The sequence below is a fragment of the Streptomyces sp. UNOB3_S3 genome (genome assembly GCF_020740895.1).
In the GTDB taxonomy this organism is placed as follows: Bacteria; Actinomycetota; Actinomycetes; order Streptomycetales; family Streptomycetaceae; genus Streptomyces.
Map to the genome: position 1 here is coordinate 1 of NZ_JAILXP010000077.1, position 22676 is coordinate 22676.

The following is a 22676-nucleotide window of genomic DNA, read 5'->3' on the forward strand; positions in this document are numbered from 1 at the left end:
GGGTTGGCTTGTTCGGGGCGAAGGGGCCCTTCTGGAGCAGGACCGGGATCACCGCCGCCAGTACCACCGCCAGGCCGCCCGTCACCCAGTACGTCCAGACGCGCGGCCAGAACGGTGGGTGCGTCGGTGGTGGAGGTGGGTCTCCGTCCGGGCTCACGTCGCCGTCCCCCTCGGACTCGGTGCCGGTCTCGTCGCGGGCGCTTCGCTCGCGCCCCGCGCATCCGGACCGTACACCCGGAATTGGCCATTCAGGGGTGGGCCGGACCCGGTTGGGGGCGCGCGTCGGACGTGGGCGCCCCCGCACTCGTAAAGCCGCCGGTCAGCCGATTCGTGTCGCCGTGCCCGTGACCCGCACCCTCCGGTCGCCCTCCCGCAGCTCCACGCCCAGCAGTCCCGGACGTCCCATGTCCGCGCCCTGGTGGAGGGTGAGCCGGGCCGTCGTGGGCACCAGGCCGTACTCCCGCAGATACGCGCCCAGCGCGGCCGCGGCCGCACCCGTCGCCGGGTCCTCCACGACGCCGCCCACCGGGAACGGGTCCCTTACGTGGAAGACCGTCTCGCTTTCCCGCCACACCAGCTGGACCGTCGTCAGGTCGTGGGCGCGCATCAGTGTCGCCAGACTGTCGAAGTCGTAGTCCAGGTCCGCCAGGCGGGTCCGGGTGCCCGCCGCCAGGATCAGGTGGCGTGCCCCCGCGTACGCGATGCGGACCGGGAAGGCCGGGTCCAGATCCTCCGGCTGCCAGTTCAGGGCCGACAGGGCTTCGGCCAGGGATGCCTCCGGTACCTCCTCCGTGTGCGGGTCCACGCTCGTCAGCGTCGCGCGCAGGCGTTCGTCCACCTCCACCGGGATCGTCCCCGCCGCCGTCGCGAAGACGAACTCGCCCGGACCTCGGCGCTCCGCCAGCGCGACCGCCGTCGCCACCGTCGCGTGGCCGCAGAACGACACCTCCGCCAGCGGGCTGAAGAAGCGCAGCGTGAACGCCCGGCCCGGCTCGCCCAGCCCCTCCGGCGGTGCCGTCAGGAAGGCCGTCTCGCTGTAGCCGAGCCCGGCCGCGACGGCCAGTCGTGCCGTGTCGTCCAGGGCCGAGGCGTCCAGGACGACCCCGGCGGGGTTGCCGCCGGCGGGGTCCGAGGAGAAGGCCGTGTAGCGGAGGACATCGCCGTTGTCCGGGGTGATCGTCGTCTTCATGGGCGGGTCAACTTTCGGCCGCCGCCCCGGTATTCCGTGCCACAGGCCACTTGTCCGCGTGGGCGGTCTCCCGGAGCCCTCGACGCGTACCGCTCCAGCAGGCGGGTGGGAGGGATATACGCCGAGCAGGGTTCCTCGGGCACCCCCCATTCGTACCGACGGTAACAATTCGGAACGATCATTTAGCATATGAACCTGTGGCCTGATGAGGGAGTGTGTACGCGGCCAGCTCCGGTAAGCCGCCGCCGATGAATTCGGAGGGCGCGGTTCACCGGGGTGCGCATCGAGCACACCAGGTTCGCAGGAGGGTGAGCGCAAGGAGCGGATCGCAGTTGTCGGAGAGATTTGCTTTTGCTCCGACAGTGGCGACTTTGCTACGTGGAGTGAAGGTCCGGATCGTCGGTCTGGCACGTGACGACGAGGACAAGGGCCGCAGGAATGCTGACGCCGCAGCGCGGGACGACCTGAGCGCGGGACGCACAGCGCCCTGCACCGCAGAGGGCGCCCCCGTCGGGGCGCGGCCACGGTATGACGTCCCCCGCCTTCACGCCTTCCACCGAGGCTGACGCCGCAACGCCGCCGAATTACCTGAGTGCCGGCCCGCTCGGCCCGTGTGTCACCCCCCCCCACGTGGATGACGCCGCACGCCCACTCATGGGCTCCTCCGTGCTGGCCTCCGACACAGGGGCCGGTGGGCCATCGCCCTGATCATCCGGGCGGCACATGAACCGCGCACCGACCTCCACCACATCCCCCGGGAGACATTGAGAGATGGCCCACAACACCGGACCGGCGCTGCCACTGGTCGACAGTCGCCGTGACGTCCAGCCTGTGGCCGAGAGCCGTCGTCCGGCGCGAATGCTCGCTCTGGACGGACTGCGGCTCCTCGCCGCCCTGTGCGTGGTCGTGTACCACTACATGGCGTTCGGTGGCGGATGGTCTGGCGATGTCAAAGCCATGTTTCCCCGCGTCTTTCCCGTCGCCGCGTACGGCTGGCTCGGGGTGCAGCTCTTCTTCCTGATCAGCGGATTCGTCATCTGTATGAGCTGCTGGGGGAAGCCGCTGCGCGACTTCTTCATCTCCCGCGTGGTGCGCCTGTATCCCGCCTACTGGTTCGGTGTCATCGTCACGACACTGGTCGTCACCCTGGTGGCCGGTGGGGAGAAGCCCCTCGCGTTGGTGGACGTACTCACCAACCTGACCATGCTGCAGGAGCCCCTCGGGATTCCGCATGTCGACGGCGTCTACTGGACGCTCTTCGCCGAGCTGCGGTTCTACCTGCTCTTCGCCATCGTCGCCTGGAAGGGGCTGACCTATCACCGGCTCCTGGTGTTCTGCTGCGTCTGGGCGACCGCCAGCTTCTTCTTCGCCGACCAGGACGACAGCGCACTGCAGCTGCTGGTCATGCCCGACGACAGCTGGTACTTCATCGCGGGAATCGCCTTCTACCTCATGTACAGGTTCCGGCCGAACCTGATGCTCACGGGCATTGTCCTGATGTGCTTCCTCGCCTGCCTGCCCTTCGCGCATGCGACGTGGAAGAACACGGGCAAGTACATCGGGCACGTCGTGCCCTTCTGGCCGGTCATTCCCATCATCGCCGCGTGTTTCGGCGTCATGGCGCTGCTCGCCACCGGAAAGCTGTCCTGGATCAAGTGGCGCTGGCTGCCGGCGGCGGGTGCGCTGACCTACCCGCTCTACCTCCTGCACGAAAACATCGGCCGTGAGATCTTCCACGCCCTCGGCTCGCGTGTCCCGGCATACGTCCTGGTCGGCGGCGTGATCGCGGGCATGTTGGTGATCTCCTGGCTCGTCCACCGGCTCGTGGAGCGCCCGGTGGGGCGGTGGCTCAAGCGTGGCCTGGTCCACGCGATGTCCCAGGTCCCGCAGAGCGGGCCGGACACGGGGAAAGCCGAGCAGAACACGGGGAAAGCCGAGCAGAAGCGGTAACACGCGCCAACCCCAAACACGCGCCAACCCCCCTCGCAGTACTCGAAAGGACCTCTTCTCTTCATGCGTCTGTTCAAGCGTCGAAACCAGGACGCTGGCGTGCCCGCGCGGGGCGTGTTCCACTCCGACTGGGCGCCGCATATGCAGATATGCGCGCACACCGACGACGATCTCTACTTCATGACGCCGGACCTGCTGCAGTCCGTACGGGCGGGCATCCCGGTGGTCAGTGTTTATCTGACCACCGGCGAGGCGGACGGCATCAACCTCTCCTTCAGCGACCCGGCTCGCAAGGCCGCCGTGCCCGATTACCCCGGATACACGGCTGCCCGCCAGCACGGAATCCGGGCCGCCTATGCCGCCCTGGTCACCGGCAGCCGTCGGGGCGAATGGACGCGCGACACCCTGCAGGTGCGCGAAGGGGTCACCGCGGAGATCAACACCTTCGGTGAGGGCCGCGTCACTCTCGTCTTCCTCAACCTGCGCACCTGCGTCGCGATGCCGGACCAGAAGGTGCTGCACCTGTGGGCGCGCAACATCGAGGAGCTCGCCACGCTGCGGCCCGCCGGCAGCCCCATTCCGGCGGAGAGCGACGGCCGCGCGCTCACCCGCGACGGTGTCATCGACACCCTGGTCGATCTTCTGCAGCGTTATGAGCCGGCCGTCGTCCGCGTCATGAACCCCGACCCGGACCGCGTCAGCTACGAGGCGGAGACCGGCTCGATCTCCTACTGCGACAACACCGACCACACCGCGGCGGCGTTCTTCGCGCTCGCCGCACTGCGCAAGTACGAGCGGACCGGCCCCGCGCGCAAGCCGGCCGTCGAGAGCTACATGGGCTACTGCAACAAGCTGCGGCCCGACAACCTCAGCGCCGCCTCGGCGGCCGAGAAGTTCCACTACCTGGCCGTCTACGGTGGTGAGGACGGCCACGAGTGCCAGAAGGCGCCGGGGGAGTGCGGTGACCGGCCGCTGGGCAACCGCGCCTACAACCGCGCCTACGGGCAGAGCACCACCCATCGCTGGCAGCCGACCACCACGTGGCTCCAGCGCCGCGCCGACGGCCGCCTGACCGCCTTCACCGTGCTCGGGGGCAGGCCCGCGATGTGGGCGCAGGACCGGTCGGGCGGCTGGTCCGGGCCCAAGCCGCTGGGCCAGTGGCCCGCGGACAACGACGGCCACTGCCTGCCGCGCCTGGACGTCATACGCGACGGACAGGGCCGTATCCACGTCATAGCGATGCGATCCCGCGTGGGCGCGGGGCCCGAGGAGCAGCAGCGCGACGTCATGCACCTGGTGGAGAGTGCCGAGGACGGCTCCTTCGGCACCTGGACCAACGTCGGCAACCCCTACGGCAGGGCCGCCGAGGCCGCCGCCAAGCGCCGCGGCCTCGGCATGCCCGTCGCGACGGTCACGGGCTCCGGCCGTATCAAGGTCGCCTTCCGTAACTTCGGCGGCGGGCTGAGCGCCCGTACGACCACCGACGAGGGCTGGGGCCCCTGGGAGGACCTGCACGGCGGACTCCTCGACAACCCCTCGGGCATCTGCCTCAAGCGCGGCACGGTCGAGTTCTACGCGACCACCAAGGACGGCATGCTGCGCTGGTACCAGGACGAGTCGAAGGGCGTGTTCGAGCGCGACTACGGCACCCTGCTGCCCCGCCCGTCCGGCTCGGTCTCCCTCCTCGAGCAGACGGACGGCCGTGTGCTGATGCTCTCCCGGCAGCCGGGCACGGGCTGGCTGCTGGCCCACCGGCAGCGGGAAGCGAGCGGATCCTGGGACCCGCAGCCGCACCTGCTCGACAACGCGCCCGGGTACGGGCCGGTGGCCCACGCCGAACTGCCGGGTGGCGACATGGTCCTCGTCCAGCGCACCGACAGCGGAAGCCTGAGCATCAGCCGGCAGCCGCTGGACGGCAGCGCGCTCAGCAGTGAATGGACGCCGCTCGACGGCGGCCCCTTCGTGCGTGCTCCGTCCGTCGCCGTGGACGGCGCCGGGCGCGTCGTCGTCGCGGTGCTCGACGCCCAGGCGCGCCTGCGCACCCTCACGCTCGACGCCGCAGCCCCGTTCACGGCACGGCGGGCGAACCGCTGGCGGCAGCACTGATCGCGCGCCTGATCCGGTCATGACGCGGCCCTCCCAGCGACGACGTCGCCGGGAGGGCCGCGTCATGCGATCCGGGCGAGAAGAGCTCCGTAGCGCACATCACCCCCCGTAAGGGGCGACCGGCAGCCGTGGCCATGACACCATGGGAGTAATTTGAAACTACAAGAATTACGACTCATGGAGAGACGACGATGACGGACTCCGGCCCCTCCCAGGCCGTTGACGAAGGCACAACCGGTCACACAGCCGTCGCGGAACCGGAGGCGCGCGCACGCCGCACCGGCCTCGTCGTCACCCTCGTGCTCGGCGGGCTCACCGCCCTGCCGCCCCTCTCCATGGACATGTACCTCCCGGCCCTGCCCGAGGTCACCTCCGCCCTGAGCTCCCCGGCCGCCACCGTCCAGCTCACCCTCACCGCCTGCCTCATGGGCATGGCGCTCGGCCAGCTGGTCGTCGGGCCGATGAGCGACCGCTGGGGGCGCAGGCGGCCGCTGCTCGTGGGCATGGTCGTCTACGTCCTCGCCACCGCTGCCTGCGCCGTCGCCTCCACGGTGGAGCTGCTGATCGGCTGCCGGCTGGCGCAGGGGCTCGCCGGGGCGGCCGGGATCGTCATAGCCCGGGCCGTCGTGCGCGACCTGTACGACGGCGTGGCCATGGCCCGTTTCTTCTCCACCCTCATGCTGATCTCCGGCGTCGCCCCCGTCGTGGCCCCGCTCATCGGCGGACAGATCCTCCAGCTGACCGACTGGCGGGGAGTCTTCGTCGTCCTCACCGTCATAGGCGTCCTCCTCACGCTCGTCGTCTGGCGCAGGCTGGACGAGACGCTGCCGCCCGCCCGCCGCCAGGGCGGCGGCCTCGGCCAGGCGCTGGGAACGATGCGCGGGCTGCTCGCCGACCGGGTCTTCACCGGCTACATGCTGTCCGGCGGCTTCGCCTTCGCCGCGCTCTTCGCCTACATCTCCGCCTCGCCCTTCGTCGTCCAGGACATCTACGGCGCCTCCCCGCAGACCTTCAGCCTGCTCTTCGGCCTCAACTCCATCGGGCTCGTCATCGTCGGCCAGATCAACGGCAAGGTGCTCGTGGGACGGGTCAGCCTCGACAAGGCGCTGGCCGTCGGCCTCGCCGTGATCACCCTCGCGGCCGTGGCCCTGCTCCTGATGACCTCCGGCGTTTTCGGCAAGGCCGGGCTCGTCCCCGTCTCGGCCGGGCTGTTCGTCCTGATGTCCGCGATGGGCCTGGCCATGCCCAACACCAACGCCCAGGCCCTGATGCGCTCCCGCGACGCCGCCGGGTCGGCGTCCGCGCTGCTGGGCACGTCCACGTTCCTGCTGGGCGCGATCGCCTCGCCGCTCGTCGGCATCGCGGGGGAGCACACGGCCGTGCCGATGGCGCTCGTGCAGCTCGGCTGCGCGCTCGCCGCGGTGGTCTGCTTCGTGGGGCTGTGCAGGCCCTGGCAGCGGCGACCGGACGAGCTCACCGCATAGACTTCGCCAAATGCACGCCCCCGCACACGCGCCGACCGGCGAGGCCCCGGTCACCGGCGAGACCCTGCGCACCGCCCTCGCCGGACTCCTCGACGGCCTGCCGCCCAAGCAGGCCGCCCAGGCCGTCGAGCGGCTGATCGCCAACTACCGGGGGCGCACCCCCACGCACACCCCCGTCCTGCGCGACCGCTCCGACGTGGCGGCCTACGCCGCGTACCGGATGCCCGCGACCTTCGAGGCCGTGCGGTCCGCGCTGGAGGCCTTCCGCGACCGGCTGCCGGACTTCCACCCCGCCACGCACGTCGACGTCGGCGGCGGCACGGGCGCCGCGACCTGGGCGGTCGCGGCGGCCTGGCCGGGCGGGGAGCGGACGACCACCGTCCTGGACTGGGCCGAGCCCGCGCTCGCCCTGGGCGCCGAGCTGGCCGGAACGGTACGGTCCGAGCCGCCGCTGAGCGGCGCGCGCTGGCAGCGCCGGGCCATCGACGCCGGCCTCGACCTGCCCGGGGGCACGGACCTGGTCACGGTCTCGTACGTGCTGGGCGAGCTCACCGAGGGCGACCGGCGCGCTGTGACGGACGCGGCCGCGCGTGCGGCACGGGCCGTCGTGATCGTCGAGCCGGGCACGCCCGAGGGCTACCTGCGGATCATCGAGGCGCGGGACCGGCTGATCGCGGCGGGCTTCCGGGTCGTGGCTCCGTGTCCGCACAGTGCCGCTTGTCCTATCGAGCGGGGTACGGACTGGTGTCATTTCTCGGCGCGCGTGAGCCGGTCCTCGCTGCACCGGCAGGTGAAGGGGGGCTCGCTGCCGTACGAGGACGAGAAGTTCTCGTACGTGGCGGCCGTGCGGGATCTGGAGATTCCCGAGGAGGGCCCCGCGACGCCCTCGCGGATCGTGCGGAAGCCGCAGATCCGCAAGGGGCAGGTGCTGCTGGAGCTGTGCACGCCCGGTGACGGGCTGCAGCGGGAGACCGTCACCAAGCGGCACGGGCCCCTCTATCGTGCCGCGCGCGACGCGGAGTGGGGCGGGGAGTGGCCCCCGCCGGCCGAGGACGACTGACGGCCTGACGGACGGAGGCCGGTACGGGGGAGGGGGACCGCCCCGCCGGACGGTCTATCTGAGTTCCTGCGTGCAGCACTTCACGCTGCCGCCGCCCTTGAGGAGCTCTCCCAGATCCATGGCGACCGGCTCGTAGCCCCTTTCGCGCAGGGGCTCGAAGAGGCCGACCGCCGCCTGGGGGAGCAGGACGTGCTTCCCGTCGCTCACCGCGTTCAGCCCCAGTGCCGCCGCGTCCTCCTCGGTCGCGATCAGCGCGTCGGGGAAGAGCCGCTCCAGGACCGCCCGGCTGCCCGGGGAGAAGGCACCGGGGTAGTACATGACCTCGCCGTCGGTCGCGTCGTCGAGGACGCACAGGGCCGTGTCCAGGTGGTAGTAGCGCGGGTCGACCAGGTCGAGCCCGATCACCGGGCGGCCGAAGAACTCCTGTGCCTCGGGGTGCGAGAGGGGACTGCTGCGGAAGCCGCGCCCCGCGAGCAGCCAGGTGGCCGTGACGGCGAAGTCGCCCTCGCCCTCGTTGATGTGCTCCGGCTCGCGCACCGCCTCGTAGCCGTGGGAGCGGAACCACTCCCGGTGCGCCGCCGCCTCGGCCCAGCGCTCGGGGTGGGCGAACCGGGCGCCGAGGACGCGCCCGTCGACGACCGTGGCGCCGTTGGCGGCGAAGACCATGTCGGGCAGATCGGGGCGCGGGGCGAGTTCGTCGACGGTGTGGCCGAGGGCGCGGTAGCGGTCGCGGAGCTCCTCCCACTGCGCGAGGGCGAGCTGTAGGTCGACCGGCTTGCCCGGGTCCATCCAGGGGTTGATCGAATATGTGACCCGGTAGTACGTCGGCGGGCACATCAGATAGCGGCGCGGGGTGGATGCACGCGGGGATGTACGCAAGTCGCGCTCCTCACGGTGGTGTTGGGCACGCACGTGGATCGTGCGTGCCCAAATGGTCCACGCTGTGAGGGCTTCGCGCATGAACCGTACGGGTGGTTTACATGCCGCCCGTTCACCTACTGGTGTCGCCGTTCCGCTGCGCCTTGAGGGCGCGCAGCAGCTCGCGCTTCTGCGCGTTGGGGTCGGTGCTGCCGCCCGCTCCCCGGCCGCCTCCGCCGGTGCCGCGCAGCGAGGCGCGGGAGAGGTTGCTGCGGGTGCCGCCGACGCCGAGCATGCCGCGTGCGCTGCCTCGAGTCATGGTGGTTCTCCTCCCGGTTCGGCGAGACGGTCCGTCTCGCGATATGCCTCTACTTTGGACGAGACGGTTCGTCTTGTCAATGGGATGGGGGAGGGATTCCGGGGACGCGCACGTCCCCCTCAACGGGCCTCAACGGGCCCCGACGCGGCCGGTCTCACACCCCCCGGATAGGTCCGGCGGTCACACCAGGAGCAGGATGGTGGCAGCATTGACCGAAGACCGCGGTCGAAGTGAGGGGATAGATGGAACGCAAGAGCAGATTCTCCCAATGGCTGCGCCGCCCCAGGAGCGGAGCGGGCGGCGATACGGGCACGGGGGCGGCGAACGGCGCCGCCCGCGAGGAACTGCTCCTGGCCGCGGCCGCCGCGGGGTTCCCCCTGGCACCCGCCGCGCACCCCTCGGGCTACGGCTGTTCCTGTGAACGCATCGGGTGTCCCACCCCCGGCCGGCACCCCGTCTCCTTCGCCTGGCAGACCCTCGCCTCGACCGACGCCGACAAGGTCACCAAATGGCTGCGCGGCCAGCCGGAGGCCAACTTCGTCACCGCCACCGGCATCGCCCACGACGTCCTCGACGTCCCCGCCGAGGCCGGCCGGCAGGCGCTGGACCGGCTGACGGCCGCCGGAGTGGAAGCCGGTCCCGTCGCCACCGTCGCCCCCGACCGCATGCTCTTCTTCACCGCCACCCGCGGCACCCCCGACGACGAGGACGAGTGGTGGCCCTGCGAGCTGGACTGCCACCCCGAGACGATGGACGAGCACCCGGGGCTGCGATGGCACTGCCGGGGCAGCTATGTGCTGCTGCCGCCTTCTGTTCTGCCGGGGGATGAGGGTGTGGCTTGGGTTCCGGGGTTCGGGGCCGAGCGGCCGCTGCCGGATCCGCTTTCATTGCTGGAGGCGCTGACGGATGCGTGTGCGGCTTACGCCGGGGGGCGCCAGGAACACGAGTCGGCTCACCCTTGGCCCATCGGGCGCTGAGGTGTGCGGGCGGCGCTGAGGCCGTGGTCGGTTTGTGCCCACCCTCCCCCAGCTACTACTGGGAGGTGCCCCCAGCCCTGCGGAACGATTGCCCACAAACCGGTTACTCGCCCTTCGCCCCCGTCAGCGATTCGATTCTGTTGAGGAAGACCACCGCGCCCTTGCCGGGGATTGCCACCGCCGACTCCGAGACCCGGGTGTAGGTCACCGCCTGCTTGAGGTCGCCCTTCAGGAGCGCCTTCGTCCGCGGGTCGGTGACCTCCGGGCGGACGCCCGCGACCGCCGTGCGGCGCTCGCGGTGGTGTGCCGTGAAGAAGGCGAGCGCGCCGCCGTCCTTGGTGCGCAGGGCCGGCGCCGGGAAGTCCGGGGCGCTCGTAGGGGTGTCGATGTACTCGGCCCAGAACGTGGGCGTCCGGGCGAGCTTCGCGCGGTCCGCGCGGATCTGCGTGGTGGAGGTGCCGGGGGCGAAGACGCCGCCCGTGCCCGTGCGCAGGAAGTCGGTGTACGCGGCGCTGAGCGCGTCCGGACGTACGGCGAGGGGGGCCGACCCCTTGTCGTCCTTCGCCGGCACCGCCTGCGCGTAGCCGTCCTTGTCGAGCGCGAACTCCGGAACGCTTCCCTGGTTCAGCAGCGAGAGATACGCGGCCTTCCACGGCCGCCCCGCGTCGGCGCGGGTGAAGACCAGCAGCCAGCGGTGCCGGTCGCGGTTGCTGCGGGTGTCGGCGACGAAGAACTTCGGCCAGCCCGCCATCTTCGGGATCGTGAACCGCGCGTCGTCGAGGACGAGCGGCGGATAGCCCGGGTTGCCGCCCGGCGTCACCGCGCGCTGCGCGGCCAGGTCGGCCCGGGCTATCTCGGCCGGCGCACCGGTCTCGACCCGGTCCACGAGGGCCGGGTCGAGCTTGCGGTACGCGTCGTTGTAGCCGTCGGTGAAACGGCGGAGGACCTTCTCGGCCTCAGCCTTCCCGCTCACCGCCGGGATGACCGCCCGTTCCCCGTGCACCGTCACGCACCCGGTCGTCGCCGCCGTCAGCAGCACCGGCACCGTCAGAACCGCTGCCCGACGCGGGAACACCCGATGCGGGAACCTCATCGCGCTTCGACTCCTCCGTGGCTGCCCGGGACGGCGCAACCCTACCCGTCCGCCCCGGAGCGAAGAACACCAGCAGGGTCGGGACGACGTACAGCGCCCACACCCCCACCTGGAGCCACGTCGGGTCCGGCTGGAAGTTGAAGACGCCCTTCAGCAGCGTGCCGTACCAGCTGTCGACCGGGATCTGCTCGCTGATGTCGAAGGCCTTGTCCCCCAGGCCCGGCAGGACGTCGGCCTCCTGGAGGTCGTGGAAGCCGTAGGCGAGGACGCCCGCCGCGACCACGATCAGCATCCCGCCGGTCCAGGTGAAGAACTTCGCCAGGTTGATCTTCAGCGCGCCCCGGTAGAACAGCCAGCCCAGCACCACGGCCGTCAGCAGCCCCAGCAGCGCGCCGACCAGGGGCCGCACACCGTCGTTGGTCGCCTGGACGGCCGTCCAGATGAACAGCGCCGTCTCCAGGCCCTCCCGGCCCACGGCCAGGAACGCCGTGACGACCAGCGCGCCCGTGCCCATCGCGAGCGCCGCGTCGAGCTTGCCGTGCAGCTCCTTCTTCAGGTGCCGCGCGGTGCGCCGCATCCAGAAGACCATCCAGGTCACCAGGCCGACGGCGATGACGGACAGGGTGCCGCCCAGCGCCTCCTGGGCCTTGAACGTCATCGTCTGCGAGCCGAACTGGAGCACGGCACCGAACGCCATGCTCAGCAGCACCGCCGCCGCGATGCCGGTCCACACCGGCCGCAGGGCGTCCCTGCGGCCGGTCTTGACCAGGTAGGCGACGAGGATGCAGACGACCAGGCTGGCCTCCAGGCCCTCGCGCAGGCCGATCAGGTAGTTGCCGAACATCCGGCATCTCCTCTCAGAAAGGGACCGGCGGTCAGGCGAAGAGGGCCTTGCCCCACCAGTCGCCCTTGTCGCGGACGCCCGGCGGGACGGCGAAGACCGCCGACCCCACGTGCTGGATGTACTCGTTCAGCGCGTCGCTGCGCGAGAGGTTCTTCTGGAGCGGTACGAAGCCGTCCTGGACATCGCGCTGGTACGCGATGAAGAACAGCCCGGCGTCGAGCCGGCCCAGGCCGTCCGTGCCGTCCGTGAAGGAGTAGCCGCGGCGCAGGATCGTCACACCGTTGTTGGAGTCCGGGTGCGCGAGGCGCACATGGGCGTCGGGCTTCATCGCCTTCAGCAGCGGCTCGTCGTGCTCCCGCTGCTTGCCCACGGCCGCGCCCTCGGACTTGTCGCGGCCGAAGACGTCCTCCTGCTCGGCCAGCGAGGTCCGGTCCCAGGTCTCGATGTGCATCCGGATGCGGCGCGCGACGAGGTAGGAGCCGCCGACCATCCAGCCGGGGCCGTCCTTCTCGCCCACCCACACGTGCTTGTCGAGACGGGCGGTGTCGTCGCCCGCGATGTTCCGGGTGCCGTCCTTGAAGCCCATCATGTTGCGCGGCGTCTGTGCGTCGGGCGTGGTCGAGGACGTCTTGCCGAAGCCGAGCTGCGACCAGCGGATCGCCACCCGGCCCATGCCGATGCGGGCGAGGTTGCGGATCGCGTGCACCGCGACCTGCGGGTCGTCGGCGCAGGCCTGGACGCACAGGTCGCCGCCGCTGCGCGCGGCGTCGAGGTTGTCCCCGGGGAAGGCGGGCAGGTCGATCAGGGCCTTGGGGCGGCGGTCCTTCAGCCCGAAGCGGTCCTTGCCGTCCTTCTCGAACAGGCCGGGGCCGACGCCGAAGGTCAGGGTCAGCCGGGACGGCTTGAGGCCGAGGGCCTCGCCGGTGTCGTCCGGCGGCAGCTCCTCGTTCGCGCTGATCGCGCCCGTGCCGACCTCGTGCCCGGCGGTCATCGCCCGGGCGGCGGCCGTCCACTCCTGGAGCAGCTTGACCAGCGCGGCCCGGTCGGTCGTCGTCACGTCGAAGGAGGCGAAGTGCAGCCGGTCCTGGACGGGCGTGGCGATACCGGCCTGGTGGGCGCCGTGGAACGGCACCGCGTCACCGGCGGACGCGCTGGGGGAGGCGTCGGAGCCGGTGCGCAGCGCGGCGGCCGTGCCGCCGGCCGCGGCGGCGCCGAGCGCGAGGCCCGCGCCGCCCCAGCCGAGCAGGGCGCGGCGCGAGGGGGCCCGCCGGGGCCCGGCCCCGGGGCCGGCCTTCGCCTCGTCGGCGGCCTCGCGGGTCGCCTCGGCCGTCGCCCGATCGGGCGCCCCGGCCTTCGCCTCGTCGGTCGCCGTGCCGGCGACACCACCGGCGGTCGTGGTGGCGTCGGCGGCCTTGGCGGCCTCGGCACCACCGGCGTTCGCGGTGGCCTCAGCGTTCGCGGTGGCCTCGGCGTTCGCGGTGGCCTCAGCGGCCCCCGCGCTCGTGGCGGCCCCCGCCGCCTCCGCGGCTTCGGAGGAGGACTTCGGCTTCGAGGATTCCGTCATTGTCGTTCCCCCGCCTTACTTCGCGACCGCGGCGGCGAGCTTGGACAGCGGCTCGGACAGCGCGTTCACGGCGTCCGAGAGCTTCTTGCGGTCGTCCTTGCCCACGCTGTCGTACGACTTGAAGCCGTCACCGTCGCGGTAGTCGCCGAGCGCCTTCTTCACGGCGGCGAACTGCGCGTCCAGGGTCTTGACGAGCTCGGCGTCGTTCTTGGCGGCGACCGGCTTCAGCAGCTCGTACGCCTTCTCGGCGCCGTCGACGTTGGCCTCGAAGTCGACCAGGTCGGTGTGGCTGTAGCGCTCCTCCTCACCGGTGATCTTGTTCCGGTAGACCTCGTCGAGGAGCTCCTTGGCGCCGTTGGCCATGCTGGTCGGCGTGATCTCGGCGGTGCCGACGCGCTTGCGCCAGTCCTCGAGGTCCTTCATCAGCTGGTCGGCGAGGGTCTTGTCCTCGTCCGTGATGGCCTTGGCGTCCCAGAGCGACTTCTCCAGCTTGTGCCAGCCGGTCCACTTCTGGTCCTTCTCCAGGCCGTCCTCGCGGACGTCGACCTTCGGGTCGATGTCGCCGAAGGACTCGGCGACCGGCTCGGTGCGCTCCCAGCCGGTGCGGGAGGGGGCGTAGTTCTTCTTCGCCTCGTCCAGGTCGCCCTTCTTGACGGCGTCCACGAACTTCTGCGCGGCCGGGATGGTCTCGTCGGCCTGCTGCTGCACGTACTTGCGGTACTCGGCGACCGCCTTGTCCAGCGCCGGGTCGCTCTTCTTCGCCTCGCCGCCACCGGTGACGGTGATCTTCTGGCGGATGCCGTCGCCCTTCATGCCGGGCTTGCAGGCGATTTCGTACGAGCCCGCCTTGATCGTCGCGGTGATCTCCGCCTTGGTGCCCGGGCCTATGTTCTCGCGCTCGGTGACAATTCGGTCATCGGGGGCGTAGACATAAACCTCGGTGACCTTGGAGCCCTTGTTCTCCACATTGATCTTGACGTGCCCGGCCGGGAACGAGGTCTTGGAGACCTCGCACTTGTCGTCGGAGGCGGCGACATTGACGGCGCCGTCCGTGCTCTTCCCGTCGGACTTCTCGGCACAGCCGGACACGGCGGTCAGGGCCGCCACCGCCGCGACGGCGGTGACAGCGGAGGAGCGGAGGACTCGCATGGGGGCTCCAGGCTTGCTCGGAGAGGGCGGAAATCGGACATGGCCGAAACTGCATGGCCGAATAAGGCCGCCCTAACTTATCTGAGGCTTGCCTACCCTGTTCCCCACCGGGCGCGTGATTCTGCTCTCACGAGGCAAAATTTCGGCCATCCCGCCTCGGCAGCACCAAAGGCTCTCCCGTGCGCGGATGATCAATTACTTCGACCGGCTGCGAATAGACACGGCTCAGCAATTCGGGCGCATAGACCCGGCCGGGCGGGCCGTCCGCCGCGATCCGGCCCTCGTGGAGCACGGCAACCCGGTCCGCGTAGGCGCCCGCGAGCCCGAGGTCGTGGAGGACGACGACCACCGCGTCCCCGGCGGCCGCGCGCTCCCGGCACACCCGCAGCACCAGCTCCTGGTGGCGCAGGTCCAGCGCGGCCGTCGGCTCGTCGAGCAGCAACAGCGGGGTGCGCTGCGCGAGCACCCGGGCCAGCGCGACCCGGGCCCGTTCGCCGCCCGACAGCTCCGCGAACGGCCGGGAGGCGAATCCGGCCACCTCGGCGGCGGCCAGCGCCGAGCGCACGGCCGGATCGTCCTCGTCCTCGGCGGGCGTACCGGCCCAGGGGGCCCGGCCCATCCGTACGACCTCCTCGACGGCGAACGGGAACGACAGCCGGGCCGACTGCGGCAGCACGGCCCGGCGCATGGCGAGTTCCCCCGCGCTCCATTCGTCCGCCGGACGGCCGTCCATCCACACCTCCCCGGACTCGGCGGGCAGGTCGTGGGCGAGCGCGGCGAGCAGCGTGGACTTCCCGGCGCCGTTCGGCCCGACGAGGGCGACGACCTCGCCGGCTGCCACGCACAGATCGACCTCGGACAGGACGGTACGGCCGCCGAGCCGCACCCGCAGGGCACGGGCCTCGGCCCGTACGGTCCCGATGGGGGCGGGGGAGGGGAGCCGCCGGGCGCGGCGGCGCAACCCCTGGAGAAACGTGCGCGTCACGCCCAACCCCCCTGCTTCCGTCGCGTCCTTCGCAACAGCCAGCTGTGCTTTCCCGGGGGCAACCCCCGGACCCCCGGCCGGGCACCCGTGGGGGCCGGACGTTGCTCTCGTGTGCGGGTGATCATGCCCAACCCCCCTGCTTCCGTCGCGTCCTTCGCAACAGCCAGAAGAAGAACGGGCTGCCGAACAGTGCCGTCAGGACGCCCAGGGGCAGCTCCGCCGGCTGGGCGACCGTGCGGGCCGCGAGGTCCGCGGCGACCAGCACGAGGGCGCCGCCCAGCGCGCTGCCCGGCACGAGGAACCGGTGCCCCGGGCCCGCCGCCATGCGCAGCAGATGCGGCACCAGCAGCCCGACGAACGTGATGATGCCCGCGACGGCCACCGCCGCCGCCGTCAGCAGCGCCACCACCAGCACCAGCACCATCCGCAGCCGTTCGACGTCCACGCCCAGGTGCCGCGCCGGGCGTTCGCCCAGCGCCAGCAGGTCCAGCTTCCGGGCGTACCAGGGGGCGACCGCCAGCCCGGCCAGCGCGCACGGCAGGACGGCGAGGACCTTGGGCCAGGTCGCCTGGGCGAGCGAGCCCAGCTGCCAGAAAGTGATCTGGGTGACCTGCGCGTTGTCCGCGAAGAAGACGCACAGCCCGATGAGGGCGCCCGCGAACGCGTTCACCGCGATGCCGGTGAGGATGAGCGTCACCACCTCCGTACGCCCGCCCGAACGCGACAGCGCGTACACCAGCAGCACCGTCACCAGCCCGCCCGCGAACGCGCAGACCGTCACCGTCCAGGTGCCGAAGAGGCTCAGGCCCAGCGAGATGGAGGCGACCGCGCCCACGGCCGCGCCCGACGAGATGCCGATGACGCCGGGTTCGGCGAGCGGATTGCCGAACACGCCCTGCATCAGCGCGCCCGCGCACCCCAGGGACGCCCCGACCAGCAGCGCCAGCACCACGCGCGGCAGCCGGACGTTCCACAGCACGCTCTCGCCCACGCGGTCGAGGGCCGCGCCCCCGAGCCCGGCGCGGTGCAGGAGCGAGCCCAGCACGTCGCCGACGGGGATGTCGTACGCGCCGAGCCCGGCGGAGAGGAGGCAGAGGGCGGCGAGGGCGACGGCCATCGCACCGCCCAGCAGCACGGGCGTCGTACGGACATGAGGCACCGTCCGCGTCACGGTTTCCTTGACGGCGGTCATGTCACGCACCGCCCTTGTGGATCTGCTCGACGAGGGAGGTGAGCACGGTGTCGGTGCGCGGGCCGAAGTTCAGCAGGACGCCGTCGTCGACGGAGGCGATCCGGCGGTCGAGCCCGGCCGGGGTCTCGCGGACGCCCGGGATCTTGAGCAGGCCGTCCACGCCGCCGACCGAGTCCAGGCCCTTGCTCATCACGAGGATCACATCGGGCGCGGCCTTGGCGAGGGCCTCGCTGGTGATGGGTGTGAAGTCCTTCCTCAGGCCGGACGCGACGCCCGCGTCGACGCCGCCCGCCGCCTCGATGAGCGAGTCGGCGCCCGAGCCCGCGCCGCCGAGGAGGTAGACGGAGGCCGAGCCGCGCAGGTAGAGGAAGGCGACGCGCGGCTTCTCGCCGGTGTCCCGGGGGATGTTCCGCTTCGCGGCCTCGATGCGGCTCTCCGTGCGCTCGCGGAGTTCCTTGCCGGCGGCGGGGACGCCGAGCGCGGCCGCCACCTTGTCGATCCGGGTGCCGACGTCGCCGAGCTTCTTCGCCGGGTCGAGGACGACGAGGGGGACGCCCGCCGCGCGGATCTGGCCGACGGCCTCGGCCGGGCCGGTGGTGGCCTCGGCGAGGACGAGCGTGGGCCGCAGCGAGAGCACGCTCTCCGCGGAGACGTCGTGCGCGCGGGTCACGACGGGCAGTTCACGGGCCTGTTCGAAGGTGGCGGTGATGTCACGGGCCACGACCCGGTTCCCCAGGCCGAGGCTGAAGACGATCTCGGAGAGCGAGCCGGAGAGCGGAACGATCCGGTCGGCGCCGTTCACGGTGACGTCCCGGCCGTCGGCGGAGCGCACGGTGACGGGGAGTCCGGGCGCGGGCGCCGGTGTGAGCGGTTCGACGCGGTCGGCCGCCGGCCGCTGCCCGCCGGTGGTCCCGGAGGCCCCCGACGGCTTTCCGGAATTCCCGTCCGCCGCGCCGCAGCCGGTGAGGACGGTCGCCAGGGCGAGCAGGCCCGCGAGGGCGCCGACGAGGCGTGGGGCGCGCAACAGGGCTCCTGTCGAGTGCCGTTGAAACACGTTCCCCGCCTTTCCGGTGCGGATTCCTCCGGGTGGGCTGTCCACCCGCTGAGCTGTAGCTTAGGTTAGCCTTACCTTAATCGCCATTGCCCGAGAGGGGTTCCCCGATGCTGCCGTCCAGACCTGCCCGCGCGCCCGTCGTCGCGCTCCTCGCGGCATTGCTGACGGCCGCGACCGCGCTCGTCCCGGCCGCCCACGCGGCGGACGGGCCCGGGCCATCCGGAACCCGGGAGGTGTCCGGCGGCCGGCTCGACTGGGGGATCAAGTCCTCCTTCCAGAGCTATGTCACCGGGCCGATCGCACAGGGCGGTTGGGAGCTCCGGGGCGGGGCGGCGACGGTCGGCGGCGGCCGGTTCCGCTTCCACTCCGCCAAGGGCTCCTACACGCCCGCCAGCGGCGCCTTCGAAGCGGCCTTCTCCGGCGGCGTGCACTTCACCGGGCACCGCAAGCCGGACGGCTCCCACGAGCTCGACCTGACCCTCACCCGCCCCACCGTCCGCATCGCGGGCGGCACCGGAACCCTCCACGCCGACATGACGAGCAAGGCCAAGGGCACCGGCGAGGTCACGACCGCCGCCCAGGTGCCCCTCGCCGCCCTCGACGTCTCCGGCGTCGACCTGCGCGGCGGCGGGACGCGCGTCGGCCTCGCCGACGTCCCCGCCACCCTCACCGCGCAGGGCGCCAAGGCCTTCGCCGGCTACTACACCGAGGGCACGGCACTCGACCCCGTCACCCTCTCCGCCGACATCCTGGCGGCCTCCGCGCAGGCGTCGCCGAGCGCGAGCCCGGCCACGCCACCGGAGGAGAAGCGGGCGCCCAGGGGCGAGTTCACGGAGGCGGTCGTCGACTGGGGCGTGCGGCGTACGTTCCGGGAGTACGTCACCGGGTCCATCGCCCAGGGCTCCTGGAGGCTCGCCGACGGCGCCCAGGACGGCGGTGCGCTCTTCCGCTTCCCGCACGGCAAGGGCACGTACGACGCCGGTTCCCTGGACGCCGCCTTCGCCGGCACCCTCCGCTTCACCGGGAAGCACCTCGACCTCGCCCTCGGCGGGGTCAGGGTCGCGGTGAAGGAGGGCCGGGGCACGCTCTCGGCGGACGTGACCGGCGACGGCCGTACGACCACCAAGGGCGTACCGCTCCTCACCTTCGACGCCACCGGGATCGAGGAGAAGGACGGACTCGCCGCCGTCACCGAGGCCCCGGCGAAACTCACGGCCGAGGGCGCGAAGGCCTTCGGCGGGATGTACCAGGAGGGCACGGACATGGACCCGGTCTCCCTGGCCGTGCCGCTGGACGCCAAGGCCGCGCTGCCGCCGCTGCCGGACCTCGGCAGCGCGCCGAGCGGCTCGTCCTCCCCGTCCCCGTCCTCGCCGGAACCGCGCACGAAGTCCGCCGCTTCCTCGTCGTCCGATTCCGCTTCCTTCCCGGCGGTGCCGGTCGCGGTGGCCGCCGCCGTGGTCGTGGCGGCGGCGGTCGCCACCTTCCGGGTGACCCGCCGGCGCCGGGTGGCGACCGAGACGCCCGCGCCTTCCACGTCCTCCGTGGACTGACCGCCCCCCTTCCTCCCCCTGAAATCCATCAGCACCCCCGACTGAGGAGACAACAGACCATGACCGTCCCCGCACGCCGACGCCCCCTCGCCCTCGCGGCCGCCGTCGCCACGGCCGCCGCGGCCCTGGGCGCCACCGCCCTGACCGCCCCGGCCGCCCACGCCGCGGGCGGGCCGCCGCCGATGACGCTGAAGGACGGCACGCTGGGCTGGGGCCTGAAGAAGTCCTTCCGCGACTATGTGGAGGGCGGCTTCGCCAACGGCGCCATCAAGACCACCGACGGCGCGCAGCGGACCGCCGACGGCTCCTTCGCCTTCACCGACGGCAAGGGCACGTACGACATGTCCACGCACGCGGTCGGCAGCACCTTCAAGGGCGGCGTGCGGTTCACCGGCCACGAAGGGGAACTGGACATCACCTTCGCCGACGTGAAGCTGGCGGGCGACGCCGGCGGCAAGACCGGCCGCATCACCGCCGACGTCACGAAGGACGGCAAGACCCAGGACGACGTGCCGATCGCCGCGCTGGACCTGGCGGCGGCGAAGCGCACCATGGGCGCGGGCGGCAAGGTCACCTTCGACGGGATACCCGCCACGCTGACCGCCGAGGGCGCGAAGGTCTTCTCGTACCAGGGCCGTTCCATGTACAAGCAGGGCGCCGAGCTCGACAAGGCGACGTTCACGACGACGGCGGTGACGGACGCCCAGCCGCAGCCCCAGCCGAAACCGAAGCCGAAGCCGGAGCCGTCGGAGGGCGGCGAGGGGAAGAAGGACGGTGGCGCGTCGAAGAACGACGCGTCCAAGGGCGACGGTGCCCCGAAGGGCGACAAGGCTCCCGCCAAGAGCGACGGCAAGCCCGTCTCCGGCCCCGTCAGCGACGGCCGGCTCGACTGGGGCCTGAAGAAGTCCTTCCGCGACTACGTCACCGGCGGGTTCGCCCAGGGCAAGGCCGAGGTCTTCGGCGACGCCGTGAAGCTCGCCGACGGCTACCGCTTCACCAAGGCCGGCGGCACGTACGACGCGTCCGCCAACACCCTCGACGTCGCCTTCAAGGGAGAGGTCCGCTTCACGGGCCACGAGGGCCAGCTGGACCTGCGGTTCAGCAACTTCAAGGTCAAGGCGTCCGGCTCCGGCGACGCCACGCTCAGCGCGGACGTGGCCTCCAAGGGCACGGTGACGCTCGCGAAGCTGAAGCTCGGCGCGAACGCGCTCAAGGCCACGAACGGTGTCGTCACCCTGTCCGCCGTACCGGCGACCCTGACCGCCGAGGGCGCGGGCGTCTTCTCGTACCAGGGCCGCGCCATGTACAAGGAGGGCACCGCGCTCGACCCGGTGAGCCTCGCCGTCACGGTCGGGAAGAACGCCAAGCTTCCCGGCGGCGGTCAGAGCGCCGGGGCCGGTACGCCCACCGGCGGTGGCGGCGCCAAGGGTGGCGTGACCGGTGAGGAGGCGTCGCTCGCGGCGACCGGCGCCGACACGCCCACCGGGCCGCTCCTCGGCGGGGCGGTGGCGCTCACGCTGGCGGGTGGGGCGGCGGTGTACGCGACGCGGCGGCGGTCGGCGCTTGCGAAGGGCTGACGCCCCTTCGCGCTGAAACGGCCCGCGCCCCCGGTTACGGTCACCGGGGGCGCGGGTTTTCGCTGTCGGGTGCGGGCCGTGGGCACAACCCCCGTCACGCGCTCAACGGGAATTCCTCGCCGAGCTCCCTGAAGACCGCCGTGTTGAGCGCGAACGCGCGGCGGCACTCGTCGATCACGCGCTGCTTCTCCAGGTCGTCCAGCGGCAGGGCGTCGAGCAGCTCGCGGTACTCGCGCTTGAAGGCGGCCGGGTTGGGGATGCCCTCGAAGACGTAGAAGCGGACGCCGTCGCCCTTGCGGGCGAAGCCCCATGTCTTCTCGGCCGTGCCGCGGATGATCTGGCCGCCGGAGAGGTCGCCCAGGTAGCGCGTGTAGTGGTGGGCGACATAGCCGGCGGGCCAGTCGCGGACGCACTCCTCGATCCGGGCCGCGTACGCCGCCGTCGCGGGCAGGGGCGTGATGCCCGTACGCCACCCGGGGCCGCCGAGGTGGGCCAGATCGCGCTCCAGCTCGGCGGAGCGGGTCAGCTCGGGCCGTATGAACGGCCCGGCCACGGGGTCGTCGGCGAGGGCACCGGAGGCGGACTCCAGGGCCTGGTACACGAACCAGAGCTGCTCCGTGTAGCGGCGGTAGGCGGCCACCCCCAGGCGGCCGCCCAGCATGTCGCTCATGAACGACGAGTTCTCCGCTTCCGTGTGCTGCTCGTGCGAGGCGGTGCGGATGAGCGTGGAGAACGGAGTCGTGGCGGGGGCGTCCAAGGCGGACCTCCGGTGACCGAGGGGACGGGAAGAAGCGGAGAAAACAGGCGGTAACGGGTGCGCCAAGGCGCGCCACCACCTATCCTCTCTACTTAGGCTTACCTAAGTCAATTGCTTCCCGACATGCTGTCGGTAAAAACCTGGTGCCACGCTACGGCAAGGTGAGGATCTCCGCACCCGATTCCGTCACCACGAGCGTGTGCTCGAACTGGGCCGTCCGCCTGCGGTCCTTGGTGACGACCGTCCAGCCGTCCTCCCACATGTCGTACTCGTGCGTGCCCAGCGTCAGCATCGGCTCGATCGTGAAGGTCATGCCCGGCTGGATGAGCGTGTCGTGGTGGGGGCTGTCGTAGTGGGGGACGATCAGGCCGGAGTGGAAGGACGAGTTGATGCCGTGCCCGGTGAAGTCGCGCACGACGCCGTAGCCGAAGCGCTTGGCGTACGACTCGATGACACGGCCGATGATGTTGATCCGGCGGCCCGGCTTGACGGCCTTGACCGCCCGGTTCAGCGCCTCGCGCGTGCGCTCGACGAGCAGGCGCGACTCCTCGTCGACGTCGCCGCAGAGGTAGGTGGCGTTGTTGTCGCCGTGCACGCCGTCGATGTAGGCCGTCACGTCGAGATTGACGATGTCGCCGTCGCGCAGCACGGTCGAGTCGGGGATGCCGTGACAGATGACCTCGTTGATCGACGCGCACAGCGACTTGGGGAAGCCGCGGTAGCCGAGCGTGGAGGGGTAGGCGCCGTGGTCGCACATGTACTCGTGCGCGACCCGGTCCAGCTCGTCGGTGGTGACGCCGGGGGCGATGTGCTTGGCCGCCTCCTCCATCGCCCGCGCGGCGATGCCGCCCGCGATCCGCATCCTCTCGATCGTCTCGGCGTCCTGGACCTCGGGACCGTCGTACGGGGTCGGCGCCGGCTTCCCCACGTACTCGGGGCGCGGGATCGAGGCGGGGACGGGGCGGGTG

Annotated in this window: 19 protein-coding genes; 7 read left to right on the forward strand and 12 right to left on the reverse strand. The window is 71.7% G+C overall.

Going from position 1 to position 22676, the window contains the following annotated elements:
• Nucleotides 1-319: 319 nt before the first annotated feature.
• Entirely contained in the window at nucleotides 320-1189 is an 870-nt protein-coding gene (locus K6I33_RS11445) for a PhzF family phenazine biosynthesis protein (protein WP_229350577.1), read from the reverse strand.
• 771 nt (nucleotides 1190-1960) lie between these two features.
• On the opposite strand from K6I33_RS11445, the gene K6I33_RS11450 reads away from it, so the two are divergent.
• The 4 genes from K6I33_RS11450 (at nucleotide 1961) to K6I33_RS11465 (ending at nucleotide 7789) form a co-directional block, all read left to right on the forward strand.
• A complete protein-coding gene (locus K6I33_RS11450; RefSeq protein WP_229350579.1) occupies nucleotides 1961-3139 on the forward strand; it encodes an acyltransferase in 1179 nt (392 codons plus the stop codon).
• A gap of 63 nt (nucleotides 3140-3202) precedes the next feature.
• The gene (locus tag K6I33_RS11455; RefSeq protein ID WP_229350581.1) at nucleotides 3203-5245 is read left to right on the forward strand and encodes a PIG-L family deacetylase; all 2043 of its coding nucleotides are present in this window, start codon (nucleotides 3203-3205) and stop codon (nucleotides 5243-5245) included.
• 191 nt (nucleotides 5246-5436) lie between these two features.
• Nucleotides 5437-6729, forward strand: coding sequence for a multidrug effflux MFS transporter (locus tag K6I33_RS11460; protein WP_229350583.1), 1293 nt, complete (start codon nucleotides 5437-5439; stop codon nucleotides 6727-6729).
• A gap of 10 nt (nucleotides 6730-6739) precedes the next feature.
• On the forward strand, nucleotides 6740-7789 hold the full coding sequence (locus K6I33_RS11465) for a small ribosomal subunit Rsm22 family protein (RefSeq protein ID WP_229350585.1): 1050 nt from the start codon (nucleotides 6740-6742) through the stop codon (nucleotides 7787-7789).
• 54 nt (nucleotides 7790-7843) lie between these two features.
• Here K6I33_RS11465 and ddaH read toward each other — a convergent pair whose 3' ends face one another.
• Together ddaH and K6I33_RS11475 are read right to left on the reverse strand one after the other, a co-directional pair.
• Nucleotides 7844-8749, reverse strand: coding sequence for a dimethylargininase (ddaH, locus tag K6I33_RS11470; protein WP_374284081.1), 906 nt, complete (start codon nucleotides 8747-8749; stop codon nucleotides 7844-7846).
• A 31-nt stretch (nucleotides 8750-8780) separates the two neighbouring features.
• Entirely contained in the window at nucleotides 8781-8966 is a 186-nt protein-coding gene (locus K6I33_RS11475; RefSeq protein WP_229350590.1) for a DUF6243 family protein, read from the reverse strand.
• 242 nt (nucleotides 8967-9208) lie between these two features.
• Between K6I33_RS11475 and K6I33_RS11480 the strand changes: the two genes are divergently transcribed.
• A complete protein-coding gene (locus K6I33_RS11480; protein WP_229350592.1) occupies nucleotides 9209-9943 on the forward strand; it encodes a bifunctional DNA primase/polymerase in 735 nt (244 codons plus the stop codon).
• A gap of 103 nt (nucleotides 9944-10046) precedes the next feature.
• Here K6I33_RS11480 and K6I33_RS11485 read toward each other — a convergent pair whose 3' ends face one another.
• From K6I33_RS11485 to K6I33_RS11515, 7 genes are all read right to left on the reverse strand, one after another.
• Nucleotides 10047-10916 (reverse strand): hypothetical protein, encoded by an 870-nt coding sequence (locus tag K6I33_RS11485; protein ID WP_229350594.1) that lies wholly within the window; start codon nucleotides 10914-10916, stop codon nucleotides 10047-10049.
• Nucleotides 10900-11880: an iron uptake transporter permease EfeU gene (efeU, locus tag K6I33_RS11490; protein ID WP_229350596.1), complete on the reverse strand. Its 981-nt coding sequence runs from the start codon at nucleotides 11878-11880 to the stop codon at nucleotides 10900-10902. The genes K6I33_RS11485 and efeU overlap by 17 nt, the downstream gene beginning before the upstream one ends.
• Before the next feature lie 31 nt (nucleotides 11881-11911).
• Entirely contained in the window at nucleotides 11912-13444 is a 1533-nt protein-coding gene (gene efeB, locus K6I33_RS11495; protein WP_229350598.1) for an iron uptake transporter deferrochelatase/peroxidase subunit, read from the reverse strand.
• A gap of 15 nt (nucleotides 13445-13459) precedes the next feature.
• Nucleotides 13460-14593 (reverse strand): iron uptake system protein EfeO, encoded by a 1134-nt coding sequence (gene efeO, locus K6I33_RS11500; RefSeq protein WP_229350600.1) that lies wholly within the window; start codon nucleotides 14591-14593, stop codon nucleotides 13460-13462.
• Between the two features lie 127 nt (nucleotides 14594-14720).
• Nucleotides 14721-15578, reverse strand: coding sequence for a heme ABC transporter ATP-binding protein (locus K6I33_RS11505; RefSeq protein WP_229350602.1), 858 nt, complete (start codon nucleotides 15576-15578; stop codon nucleotides 14721-14723).
• A gap of 121 nt (nucleotides 15579-15699) precedes the next feature.
• The gene (locus tag K6I33_RS11510; protein ID WP_229350604.1) at nucleotides 15700-16770 is read right to left on the reverse strand and encodes an iron ABC transporter permease; all 1071 of its coding nucleotides are present in this window, start codon (nucleotides 16768-16770) and stop codon (nucleotides 15700-15702) included.
• A gap of 1 nt (nucleotide 16771) precedes the next feature.
• Nucleotides 16772-17797, reverse strand: a complete 1026-nt coding sequence (locus K6I33_RS11515) for a hemin ABC transporter substrate-binding protein (protein ID WP_229350614.1) — start codon at nucleotides 17795-17797, stop codon at nucleotides 16772-16774.
• A 134-nt stretch (nucleotides 17798-17931) separates the two neighbouring features.
• Here K6I33_RS11515 and K6I33_RS11520 point away from each other — a divergent pair, with 134 nt between their 5' ends.
• Nucleotides 17932-19374: an HtaA domain-containing protein gene (locus K6I33_RS11520; protein ID WP_229350606.1), complete on the forward strand. Its 1443-nt coding sequence runs from the start codon at nucleotides 17932-17934 to the stop codon at nucleotides 19372-19374.
• Nucleotides 19375-19433: 59 nt separating this feature from the next.
• Nucleotides 19434-20951: an HtaA domain-containing protein gene (locus tag K6I33_RS11525; RefSeq protein ID WP_229350608.1), complete on the forward strand. Its 1518-nt coding sequence runs from the start codon at nucleotides 19434-19436 to the stop codon at nucleotides 20949-20951.
• Nucleotides 20952-21045: 94 nt separating this feature from the next.
• On the opposite strand, the gene K6I33_RS11530 is transcribed toward K6I33_RS11525, so the two are convergent.
• Complete coding sequence (locus tag K6I33_RS11530; RefSeq protein ID WP_229350610.1) at nucleotides 21046-21708, reverse strand: heme oxygenase (biliverdin-producing); 663 nt, start codon at nucleotides 21706-21708, stop codon at nucleotides 21046-21048.
• Nucleotides 21709-21859: 151 nt separating this feature from the next.
• Nucleotides 21860-22676 (reverse strand): type I methionyl aminopeptidase (gene map / locus K6I33_RS11535; RefSeq protein WP_229350612.1); only part of this gene is annotated, 817 nt, incomplete at its 5' end.